This is a genomic window from Kitasatospora sp. NPDC001309 (assembly GCF_042896295.1).
Lineage (GTDB): Bacteria > Actinomycetota > Actinomycetes > Streptomycetales > Streptomycetaceae > Kitasatospora.
The window spans coordinates 119,158-130,084 of sequence record NZ_JBIAXC010000028.1 but is presented as its reverse complement, the minus strand read 5'-3'; the positions used below and the strand labels follow the sequence as shown (position 1 = coordinate 130,084).

Genomic DNA, 10,927 nt, shown 5'->3' with positions numbered 1-10,927 from the left:
ACCACCCGCCTGACCGCCAGCCCCGACAGAATCGGGCAATACCTCCGCCCGAAACCCTTCGCGGCAGCCTAAATCGGTATCGAACGCCCTCTGAGCACGTCATCCTCGTGCGCAGGAAGTCGGATGGGCCGACTTCCTGCGCGCAACTCCTACTCACCGCCGGCCAGTTCCCGGCGGACCCGCTCCAACTGCTCGACCGTGAGCGGGTGGTCGGACAGCACCAGCGTCCACTGCCACCGGGCGTCCCGCCACCGCTGGAGGTGGTGCCCAGGATCCCTGGCCCATCCTTCGAAGTACGGCGGCTCCCCCAGGGGCTGGCGCACCAGTTGGGCGGCCGTCGGGGTGCCCGGGGAGGGCTCGTTGTCGAGGTCCACGACCACGTACCCGGTGTCGGGATCGCCGTCGATCGGGCTCGGGCGGCCGAGCGGGCCGGGCCAGGACGCGGGCACCGGCAGTGGCCGGGTCCGGTAGTGCTCCCGGATCCGCTCCCACCGCAGCTGCTCGGCCCGGTCGGCGCTGCCGTCGTCCTCGGGCCGGACGAACCGGTCGTCCGGCAGGGCCTCGGGAAACGCGAGCTCGGACAGCTCCTCGACGTAGGCCGTTCCCGGCGCGGAGGCCCGCAGCACCATGCCGGTCCCGCTGTCGACCACCAGCTCCAGCGTCATCCCCTCGGGCCCGGCCATCTCGGTCCGCACCGCCGCCCGGCCGTCATGCTCCGTCGGACGACCGGCCGGAAGCTCCCGCAGCGCGGGAACGACCAGCCGGGCAGGGTCCGGGCCGAACCTCCACGGCCAGCCGTCGCCGGGGAAGGAGAGGCCCGGCTCCACCCACGGGGGGAAATCGGTCTCGGACACGGCGACGCGGCCACCGTACTCGTGCCGCCACAGCGACGGCGCCCGGAAGGCGAACCCCATGACCGTCTCGACGTCCTCCGCCGGAGGATGCCCAGGCCCGTTGCCCACCCGCGGCCGCACCGCCCGGTACCGCCCGGTGAGAACCCGTACGGCCGCCGCCGGCTCACTCGCCATCGCCGCCTCCTCCGCTCGCCCTGCGCGCCCTCATCCTCCACCTCCGAGGCAGCGCAGCTGCGCAGGAAGTCGGCGTGGCCGACTTCCTGCGCTTGAGGGACTCGAAGCACCGGGTAACAGGGCGGATCAGCAGAAGACCGCCTTGATCAGTCGCTCCAGGGCGGGCGGGAAGGTCTGGGCCGGGTCCTGGTCGGAGTCGCCGGTGGTGAGGCCCGCGGTGAGGACCCTGGCGCCGTCCGGGGTGGCGATCATCAGGGCGCCGTAGCCGCCGGGGGCGCCGCCGTTGTGGTGGACGATGGTGACGTCGCCGCTGTCCGGGCCCAACTCCTGGACGAACAGGCCGAGTCCGTAGCCGAGCATCCCGTGCGGGGTCCGCATCTGCTCCAGCAGCTCGCCGGGCAGCAACCGGCCGCCGAGCAGGGCCGCGAAGAACACCTGGAGGTCACGGGTGGTGGAGATCATGTCCCCGGAGCCGCACAGCAGCGAGAGGTTCTGCCGGGAGACGTCGACGACCTTCCACTCCTCGCCGTCCTGGTAGCGGTAGTAGCCGTGGGCGTGCGGGCCGGGTATCTCCGAGAGGCTGCCCGGCACGAGGGTGTCGGTCAGGCCGAGCGGCCGCAGGATCCGTCGCTGCATCTCCTCGGCGTAGGTGTGCCCGGTGACCGCCTCGACCAGCAGCACGGCCAGCGTGTAGTTGGTGTTGGAGTAGCCCTGGTCCGCGCCCGGTTCGAACCGGGCCGGCTTCGTCAGCGCGAACTCGACCAGCTCGTCGGGCCGGTAGTCGTGGAGGCGGTTGTCCACCCACGCCTTGCCGATCGAGGGAAGCCCGGGCACGAACTCGCCCTTCTCGTCGAGCTCGCCGGTGCAGTTGTGGACGCCGCTGGTGTGCCGGAGCAGCATCCGTACGGTGATCCGCCCGTCCAGGCCGCCGAACCGGGGCAGGTGTTCGGCGACGGGGGCGTCCAGGTCGATCAGCCCGTCGGCGACCAGGCGAAGCACCAGGGCGGCGACGAAGGTCTTGGTGGTGCTGCCGATCCAGAACTGCCCGTCGGTGGCGGGCTGCGCGCTCCCGCCGAGCTCGTGCACCCCGGCGCTGCCGGTCCACGCGCCGCGTTCGTCGCGGACCCGCAGCTGCACGCCCGCGAAGCCTGCGTCGACGAAGTCCTGGGCGGCCTTGTGGAGTTCGGGACGGTCCTGGGTGGTGGTGGTGGTGGCGTTCATCGTCGTTCCTTCTCTCGCGGGTCGTGGAGTGCGGCTCAGAGGCCGCGGACGGTTCAGAGGCTGCGGGCGGATCAGAGGCTGCGGGCGGTGATGTCGCCGTAGGCGGTGGTGGCGTGGATGGTCAGGCCGGGGGTGCCGTCGGCGTTCCGCAGCGCGTTGTGGATCCGGCCGTGCGCCGTTCCGGCGTCGAGGGCGGCGGAGACCCCGCGGGCGGCGCCGACCTCGATCTGCCCGTACTCGGTGCGCAGGGCGACGGTGCCCTGCACGGCCTCGGTGATCCGCAGGTCGCCCTTCTGGGTGCGGATCTCGGCGGGGCCGCCGAGTCGGCCGACGGCGATGTCGCCGGCCTGGAGGTCGAGGCGGGCGCCGGCGGTCTCGTCGAGCTTGACGGTGCCCTGCGCGGCCTCGATGGTGACGTCGCCGAGGCGGCCGACACCCCGGAACTCGGCCAGCGCGGCCGTCGCATCGACCCGGGAGCCGGTGGGCAGTTGGACGGTGACCTCGACGGAGCCGGAGCTGCCGAGGAGGCGGTTCCCGGCCTCCGGGGCCTCGACCCGCAGCACGCCGTCGACGTAGGCGACCTCGACCCGCTCGGCGGCCTTCACGTCGCGGCTCTTCCCGGCGTCGGCGGGCCGGACCTCGACCACGGTGTCGGCACGGTCGGCGGCGATGAGCCGGATGCGGCCGGCGGGGATGTCCAGGACGGCCGAGACCGGGGCGGGGGTGGCGAACTTCTGCATCGTGCTCTCCTTCGCTTCTGCGGCGCGGGCCCGGTGGCCCGCCGCTTTCTGGCAAGAGAAACGCTACGTTGCGTTCGCAGTTCAGGCAACCGACAGCCCCCACGGAGAACCAATAGTTGCAGGTGAACGCCTATATATCATTGCAACAACTCTGCCGGGAATGCAACGACCCCCAGCCCATCTATTGCAATGGACTGGGGGTGAACGCTATGCACAGGCGTTGCGGCGGACAGCAGGCAGCAGGCGCTAGCGGAGCCGGTCCGCACCGGACGGAGCCGCCGCCCGCGTCGTGCGGTGGCCGTGGGAGTTCAGCAGCACCGAGACGCTGTTGTCCTGGGCGTTGGTGACCGCCAGGTCGAGCCGCCCGCGCTGCCGGAACCGGCCGGCCACCACGGTGTCCGGGATGGAGCCGTCGCCGGACCCGGTGGGGTAGGACTCCGGTGCCCGGAAGGTCCCGTCGCCGTTCCCGCGCAGCAGGGCCACCGAGCTGTCGTCGGTCGCCAGCGCCAGGTCGGGGGTGCCGTGGCCGGTGAAGTCGCCCACCACGACCGAGACCGGCCCGCCGCCCGCCGGGTACGCCCGCGCCGGCTGGAACGTGCCGTCCCCGTTGCCCAGCAGGACCACGGCGGAGTGCTCCCCGTCCGCGACCACCAGGTCGTACCGGCCGTCACCGCGCAGGTCTCCGGCGGCCAGCGAGTACGGGACACCCCCGACCCGGTAGTCCGTCAGGGCGCCGAGCGTGCCGTCCCCGTTGCCGGGGAAGACGGCCACCTCGCCGACGCCGTCGAGGGCGACCGCCAGGTCCAGGTGCCCGCTGCCGCCGAGGTCGGCGAGCGCGATCGAGGCCGGGTTGGAGTCGGTGCCGGTGGAGTACGTGCGCGGCGCCTGGAACGTGCCGTCCCCGTTGCCCAGCAGCAGCGAGACGCTGCCGTCGCCGAAGTCGCCCAGGTTGGCGACGGCCAGGTCGAGCGTGCCGGTGCCCCGGAAGTCGCCGATCGCGACGGCGTCCGGGTGCGAGCCGGTGGCGAAGCGGGTGGGCGCCCGGAAGGTGCCGTCCCCGTTGCCGAGCAGCACCGAGACCCCGCTGTCGTCCTGGTCGGCGACCACCAGGTCCTGCACGCCGATGCCCCGGAGGTCCCCGACCGCGACGGAGGTCGGCCCGGGGCCGGCCGGGAAGGTCCGCTGCGGGCCGAACCCGCCGTGGCCGTCGTTCAGCAGGATCGACACCGTCCCGTCGGCGGCGTTCGCCACCGCCAGGTCGGCCCGGCCGCTGCCGGTGAAGTCCCCGGCGGCCACCGCGCGCGGGTTGTGTCCCACCGGGTAGTCGGTCTTCGGGGCGAACACCCCGGCCCTCGGGGCCGCCGGCTCGACGGCCGACGCGCCGCCGGGCAGCGCCGGCACCGCCCCTGCCGCCACCACGACCGCGACCGCGACCGCGACCGCCGCTGCAACGGCCTGACCACGCCTCAGTCCACGCATTCCGCACCTCTCCCGTCCGGACGCCCGCTCGGCGCCGCTCGGCACCGCTCTCGGCGCGATGGTCGCCCGAACGGGAGCGCGGTGCCGGCCCCGACACCCTGGGAGGCCCCCGGACCGCCCGAACCGGCGATCCAGGAGCCCGACCCGACGGCCTCGACCCAGGACCCGACGACCCAGGACCCGACGGCCCTGGACCCAGCCCGGCGCCCTCAGCCCGAAGCCCGGGCCCGGAGCAGCCCGTCGGCGAGGTCGACCGCCTCCCGGACGGGGACGAGCCGGCAGTCCGCGTCGCCGATCCGCCCGGTGGCGACGCCCTCGGCCGCGGCGAGCACCTCCGCGCCGAGCTCGGCGAAGTGCAGGTCGTCCAGGTCGGGCGCCTGGAAGGACGTCCAGCCGTCCGTCGTGACGCAGCCGTACTCGCGGTGCCGTACGTCGGCCTGGCGCAGGTCGGCGAGGTGGAAGGCGGTGAAGCGGGCCATGTCGACGCCGAGCATCAGCACCCGGGCGTCCAGCTCGTACAGCCGCCCGAGCGGGGAGTCGGGGCCGAGGTGGGAGGTGAGCGGGTGCCGGGAGGTGATCTCCTCCGCCCGGGGGCCCAGGGCCGCCCAGGAGGTCTGCGGATGGCTGCTGCGCAGGGCGCCGGGCCGGGTGCGGACGGCTTCGGAGAGCGCGCCCAGGGTCGGGGAGGCCGGGCTGGTGGCCCGGTCGAAGCGCGGCATCCGCGCCCGGTGCTCCGCGATCTCGGCCGGGGTCAGCCCGGCGATCGCGGCCTGGTGGATCCGTGAGGTCGAGGAGTTCTCGGGGGTGCTGGTGAACGCCACCAACGTCCCTTCCTCCCCCAGGACTTCGAGCAGGGCGTCGACCACCCCGGCCGCCCCGCCCTCGACCGGCCCGAGCGTCCGCAGCGACGCCTGGACGTGCAGCACCGTGCCCGGCCGCACGCCCAACCGGGCGAAGCCGTCGGCCAGTTCAGCGGTGGAGATCATCCGACACCCCTTCGTTCAACACCACTTCGTTTCAGGCCTCGACGTACCGGAGCCGACTCCGCTCCTCCCGCGCCTTCTCCGCGTCCCGTTCCGCCGCCGCCGGCAGCGGTACGGCGAGCCACGGCGCGACGCTCTCCCCCATCCCTGCGGCGAACCGGGCCCCCAGCCCGGTCAGCGCCCCGGATCCGGCCAGCCGCTCGACGGCCTCGGCGGTGTACTGCCGCCAGAGCGCGAACTGCGCCCGCGCCCGGTCGGCGGCCTCCCCCGCCAGGCCGTCGTACGCGGCGGTGCGGGTGCCCCAGTACTCGGTGACCGCCAGGTGGGCGTACGTGCCCTGGAGCAGCCCCTCCAGCGGGCGCGGGTCGGGCCGCCAGGGGGCGAAGTACAGCCGGTCGTCGGACCGGTCGTACAGGTCGTACAGGTCGAGCACCGCGCCGAGCTTCACGTGCTGGAACTCGTGGGCGAGCAGCAGCGCCAGCGTGGGCGCGGTGGCGGGCCGGGCGATGCCGACCGCGCCGTACGCCTGCCGCGCCGCCGAGCTGACGTCGCGCCCGGCGGGGCCGGGCCGCAGCGGGGTGATCGTCGTCAGCCCGGCCCGGATGCCCTCCGCGTAGTCGGGCAGGTCGCGTCCGAGCAGCTCCCAGGCCTCGCGCAACGCGCCCGTCCAGCCGAGGAGTTCGGCTTCGGGCAGCCGGTCGGCCACCGGGTGGTCGTGGCTGTCGCGCAGCGGGTCGAGGTCCTCCAGGGCGACCGTCCAGCCGCCGGCCAGCCGGATCCGTCGCAGCGGGTCGTCCAGCTCCGTGAACACCGTCCCGTCGGCGGCCCGCACCTCGAAGCCGTCGGCGTGCCCGGTGACCACCGCCTCGCCGTCCGGCACCGCGATCCGCCCCAGCGTCGGCAGGTGCAGCCGGCCGCCCCGGGCGGGCACCGTGACGGCGTCCCCGCGCCCGGCCCGCACCGCGGCCGCGGCGGCCAGTGCCGCCATCGGCCCGAGGCCGACCGTGAGGTCCCCGGCGAGCCGCCGCGCGGCCCAGGCCCGGGCGTACGGGTGGGCCAGCACCGCGTCCACGGCCCCGGCCGCCGCCCCGTCGAGCTCCGACAGCAGCTCCCAGGCGGCCGCCCGGCCCTGCCCGGAGGCGTCCCAGGCGGCGGCCAGCATCGCCCGGGTGAGGGAGAGTTGGGCGGCGCCGAGGGCGGCGATGGTGTCGGTGCCGCCGTATCCCCGTGCCAGCTCGTCGAGTTGGGCCGGGGTGAGTGCGGCCGGCAGCAGCGGACGGCCGCCCTGGGCGGGCACGGGCGCCGGCGCGGAGGCCGAACCTCCCTTGCCCGCAATGCCGTTGATGAGCGTCATGAGGTCACCGCAGTAGACGGAGGGATTGTCGAAGCCATTGTCCGCCCGGTAGCGGTGGGCGTACAGTCCGCCGCCGCAGGCGCGGACCACCGGGCAGGCCCGGCAGGTCGCGCTCAGCCCGTCCAGGCCGGACTGGCGGGCGGCGATGCCGGGGTGGCGGGCGAGGTCGTCGAGGCTGTGCGCGAAAACGTTCATGCCGGTGACGGGCGCCCCGTCGTACGCGGTCTTGAGGCTGTCCGCCTGCTCGAAGGTCCCGTCCGTCTCCAGCACGGCGAGGTCCGAGGGCTCCAGCCCGAGCGACTCGGTGAGGCTGGACAGTCCGCGCACCGTCCGGTGCACGGATTCGAAGGTGCGCACGGCGAACGGCCGCGCGTCCGTTTCCCACAGCCTGTGGACAACCAGCAGCCAGTCCGCGTACGGGTCCTCCGGGCCGCCCGCGAGCCGCTTCGGCGGGTCCTCCCAGGTCGCGTGCGGAAGCAGGAAGTCGACGGCGGGGGGCCGCAGTTCGACCAGCGCCCGGTACACGGCCACTGGGTCGTTCTCGATGTCGATGGTGCACAGCAGCCCGGCGAACAGGTGCCGGAACTCGGGCTCGTTCAGCAGCCCGACCGCCCGCAGCACCTGTGGATGGCTGCTCCGCCCGTCGGCGAAGCGCCGGTGCCGGTCGTTGGCGGCCCGGTCCCCGTCCAGCGAGATGCCGACCCTGAGGTCCAGCTCCGCGAACAGCTCGCAGAACGCACGGCTGAGCAGCACGCCGTTGGTGTGGATGCGCAGGTCGAGGGCACAGCCGGGCGGGAGCGCCGCCCGCAGCGCTTCGGCCGCGCGGCGCAACCGGTCCGGGCCGGCGAGCAGGGGTTCTCCCCCGTGCAGGACGACCCGGACGGCGGACAACCGGTGGGCGACCGCATGCTCACCGATCCGCTCGGCGGCCTTGGCCAGGATCCCCTCCCCGATCACCTTGGGGCGGGAGCGCCAGCTGCTGTCCGCGTGCTCGTAGACGTAGCAGTGGTCGCAGGCGAGATCGCACCGGCTGTGCATCTTGACCACGAATTGCGTCAGTGGCACCGGAATTCGCGTCATCATGGGTGTGGCGGGTTCAGCTCGGCCTGGGGTCCGTTTCGAGGTTCCGGAGCGGGTCAGATCGAGGAGTTGAAGGCCGCGACCGGCACGAGGCCGGATTCCGCGCCGGGAAGGGCGCGCTGCAGCCGGGCGGCGAGTTCCTCCGCACCCAGGGCGGCGAGCTCGGCGAGGGACGGGCGATCCGGCGTCTCCTGAGTGTCAGTGAGGTTACGGGCCGGCCTGGTGCTGGTTACCGGAGTCATATTCGTTTCCTTAGGCGCGGTTAGGACCTGCCGAGTCCGGGTAGGTCACCCGGTTGCGACCAATGTAGTGCCCGCGAGGTCTCCGCGCGGCACCTTGCCTCCCCAAGTTGGTCTGCCCAGCTGGCCGACGCCGTACCACGGCGCGCGAAAGCCCGAGAATTCACCCGTTCAGCGGTCGCGCGCTTCGCCATCGCGCGCGCCGAAGCGCGTTGACCGGAGCAGGCGTTCGAGCCGTCCGGCCGGTCGCCGTACGGATGCACGCCGGGGGCACGGGCGGCGCCCCGCGGGGGTGCCCCCGGCGCCGCCGCACCGTCGCCCGACCGGCCGCATCCGTCCGGAGCGCCGCGCCCTCAGACCCCCAGCTCCCGGACGGCACGCGCCAGCTCCTCGATGAACTCCCTTCCGCTCGGGGTGAGTTCGCCGCAGTCCAGCAGAGTCCGGGCCGCCGTCAGGGTGTGCGCCCGCCAGCAGGCGAACTCCCTTTCCGCGCGGGCCGGTTCACTCACCCCGGCGGCGACCTCGGCCGCCCAGAACGAGGCCACCCCCAGGTGCGCGTACGTCCCCTGGAGCAGCGCGCCGGCCGGGCGGCGGTCGGGCCGCCAGGGGGCGTGGTAGACCGCCGGTCCGTTCGGCCGGTGGAGCGGTACGAGGTCCAGCAGGGCGCCGAGTTGGACGTGCAGGAACTCGTGCACCAGGGCCAGCGCGAGCAGGACCGGCTCGGCCGGCAGCGAGGCCGCCACCGCCCCGTACGCCCGCCGGGCGGCGGCGCTGACCGCCTCCCCGCCGGGAGCGGGCCGCAGCGGCACCACCACGGCGACGCAGGCCGCCACGGCCTCCGCGTGTCGCCGGTGACGGCGCACCAGGACCTCCCAGGCCCTCGCCAACTGGTGCTCCCACCGGTCCAGTTCGGCGGCGGTCAGCGGGCCGTCCGGAGGCCGTCCGTAGTCCACCCGGCGCGGTCCGAGGTGGTCGATCACCGGCGTCCAGCGCAGCCCCTCGCACTCCAGGTCGAGCGCCGGCCCGGCCCCGGCCCGCAGGAACTCGCCCAGGCCGTCCAGCGGCGCCGCCCGGTCCAGCGCGAGGGCACGCAGGCAGTCCGCCGCCCAGGCGTCCAACTCCGGTCGCAGCAGCACCTCTTCCCAGCGCGCCCGGTCGGCCCGCTGGAGTTCGCGGACCGCGCGGTAGGCCTCCCGGTAGCCCTCGTCCTGCGGCGCCGTGCGGCGCAGTGCCAGCAGCAGCAGCGCCCGCTTGCTCAACTGGCCGGCCCGCAGCAGCCGGACGGCCTCGGGGCCGCCCCGGGCGGCCGCGACCGCCCGGAAGGTCGCCCGGTCCAGGCCGTGCCGCGGCAACCCGGCCGCACCGCTTCCGGCCGCACCGCTCCCCTGCTTCCCGCGCGCGCCCGGCAGCCCGGCCGCCACCGCCTCGCCCGTACCCGTCACCGGTCCGTCCTCTCGTGAGGTCCCCTGGATCGCCGGGCGCCCCGCCCGGTCCGCCCGCAGTCTCCCCGCGCGACGTCGACTCAGCCGGTCCCGGCCCGTGCATGACCCGGACGGGTGAGCACGCCCCTCGCCGACACCCCCGCTACCGCCGGCGCCCGGCCCCGGCCAGCTCCGCCACCCCGGCCTGCAGCCGCCCCGCGATGTGCCGGATCAGCCGGTCCAGGTCGGCGCAGTACACCGAGGGGTGCGCGAAGCCGTCCCCGGCGTAGCGGTGGGCGTACAGCCCGCCGCCGCAGACCCGCACCAGCGGGCAGGCCGCGCACTCCGGCCCGAGCCCGGCCAGGCCCCGCTGGCGGGCCCGGAAGGCCGGGTGGGCGGCCGCCTCCGCGAAGCCGTGCCGCCACACGTCCAGGCCCGTCCCGGCGGCGCCGTCGTAGGCCGCCTTGAGGCTGTCGGCCTGCTCGACGGTGCCGTCCGCCTCCACCACCACCAGGTCGACCGGCGCCAGCCCGACCGCCTCGCTGGCGGCCCGCCCGCCGAGCAGCAGGACGGACAGCTCCTCGAACAGCCGCACCCCGGTCTCCCGGTACGGCGCGTCGTACCAGCGGTCGAAGGCGGCGATCAGCCATTCCCCGTACGGCGCCGGGTCGGCGGGGCCGGGCGGGCCGGTCGGGAGGCCGCGGTGGACGCCGGGCGGTCCGCTCCGCCAGGTGGCGTGCGGCAGGAGCAGGTCGAGCCTGGGCGGGGCGAACTCCAGCAGCGCCTCGTAGGTGGCGACCGGGTCGGCGGCCAGGTCGACGACGCACAGCAGGCCGGCGAACAGCTCCCGGTGCGGCTCGGAGCCGAGCAGCCGGACCGCGTCCGCGGTGCGCTCCCAGCTGCCGGCGCCGGAGGGCAGCCGGCGGTGCCGGTCGTGGTCGGCCCGGGTGCCGTCCAGCGAGACGGCGACGCCGACCCGGTGGCGGTGCAGCACGTCGAGCAGCGCGGGCTCGTCCAGCAGCCGCAGCCCGTTGGTCTGCAGGCTGAACCGCACGCGCGGCCCGGTCTCGGCGATCTGTGCCAACTCGGCGAGCAGGGCGTCCAGGTGGGCCGCGCCGACGAGCAGCGGCTCGCCGCCGTGCAGCACCACGGAGACCTCGTCGAGCCCCTGTCCGGCCGCGTGCTCGGCGATCCTGCGGGCGGTGCGGCGGACGGTGGCGAGCTCCATCCGCCGCGGCCGGTCGCGCCAGCTCTGGTCGGCGCCCTCGTACACGTAGCAGTAGTCGCAGGCGAGGTTGCAACGGCTGTGGATCTTCAGCAGGAACTGCCGGAACGGCACCATGCGCGTGAACCTAGCACCGCCCGGCGGCATCTCCTGATCG

At 74.9% G+C, this 10,927-nt stretch carries 9 protein-coding genes; all 9 read right to left on the bottom strand.

The window, feature by feature from the left end; genetic code table 11:
• Positions 1-149 precede the first annotated feature (149 nt).
• The 9 genes from ACFY2K_RS26490 to ACFY2K_RS26450 all read right to left on the bottom strand — a co-directional run bounded on the left by ACFY2K_RS26490 (position 150) and on the right by ACFY2K_RS26450 (position 10,887).
• Complete coding sequence (locus tag ACFY2K_RS26490) at positions 150-1,028, bottom strand: hypothetical protein (protein WP_387714549.1); 879 nt, start codon at positions 1,026-1,028, stop codon at positions 150-152.
• A gap of 126 nt (positions 1,029-1,154) precedes the next feature.
• Positions 1,155-2,249 carry a serine hydrolase domain-containing protein gene (locus ACFY2K_RS26485; protein ID WP_387714546.1) on the bottom strand — a complete coding sequence of 365 codons (1,095 nt, stop codon included), beginning with the start codon at positions 2,247-2,249 and terminating at the stop codon, positions 1,155-1,157.
• Between the two features lie 71 nt (positions 2,250-2,320).
• Complete coding sequence (locus tag ACFY2K_RS26480; protein WP_380593339.1) at positions 2,321-2,989, bottom strand: DUF4097 family beta strand repeat-containing protein; 669 nt, start codon at positions 2,987-2,989, stop codon at positions 2,321-2,323.
• 246 nt (positions 2,990-3,235) lie between these two features.
• Positions 3,236-4,468 carry an FG-GAP repeat domain-containing protein gene (locus ACFY2K_RS26475; RefSeq protein ID WP_387714542.1) on the bottom strand — a complete coding sequence of 411 codons (1,233 nt, stop codon included), beginning with the start codon at positions 4,466-4,468 and terminating at the stop codon, positions 3,236-3,238.
• Between the two features lie 209 nt (positions 4,469-4,677).
• Positions 4,678-5,454 carry an aminoglycoside N(3)-acetyltransferase gene (locus ACFY2K_RS26470; RefSeq protein ID WP_387714539.1) on the bottom strand — a complete coding sequence of 259 codons (777 nt, stop codon included), beginning with the start codon at positions 5,452-5,454 and terminating at the stop codon, positions 4,678-4,680.
• A 31-nt stretch (positions 5,455-5,485) separates the two neighbouring features.
• Positions 5,486-7,885, bottom strand: coding sequence for an FxsB family cyclophane-forming radical SAM/SPASM peptide maturase (locus tag ACFY2K_RS26465; protein WP_387714537.1), 2,400 nt, complete (start codon positions 7,883-7,885; stop codon positions 5,486-5,488).
• Positions 7,886-7,941: 56 nt separating this feature from the next.
• Entirely contained in the window at positions 7,942-8,127 is a 186-nt protein-coding gene (locus ACFY2K_RS26460; protein WP_380399192.1) for a hypothetical protein, read from the bottom strand.
• Between the two features lie 350 nt (positions 8,128-8,477).
• The gene (locus tag ACFY2K_RS26455; RefSeq protein WP_387714534.1) at positions 8,478-9,566 is read right to left on the bottom strand and encodes an aKG-HExxH-type peptide beta-hydroxylase; all 1,089 of its coding nucleotides are present in this window, start codon (positions 9,564-9,566) and stop codon (positions 8,478-8,480) included.
• A 142-nt stretch (positions 9,567-9,708) separates the two neighbouring features.
• Positions 9,709-10,887 carry an FxsB family cyclophane-forming radical SAM/SPASM peptide maturase gene (locus ACFY2K_RS26450; protein WP_387714526.1) on the bottom strand — a complete coding sequence of 393 codons (1,179 nt, stop codon included), beginning with the start codon at positions 10,885-10,887 and terminating at the stop codon, positions 9,709-9,711.
• Positions 10,888-10,927: the final 40 nt, after the last annotated feature.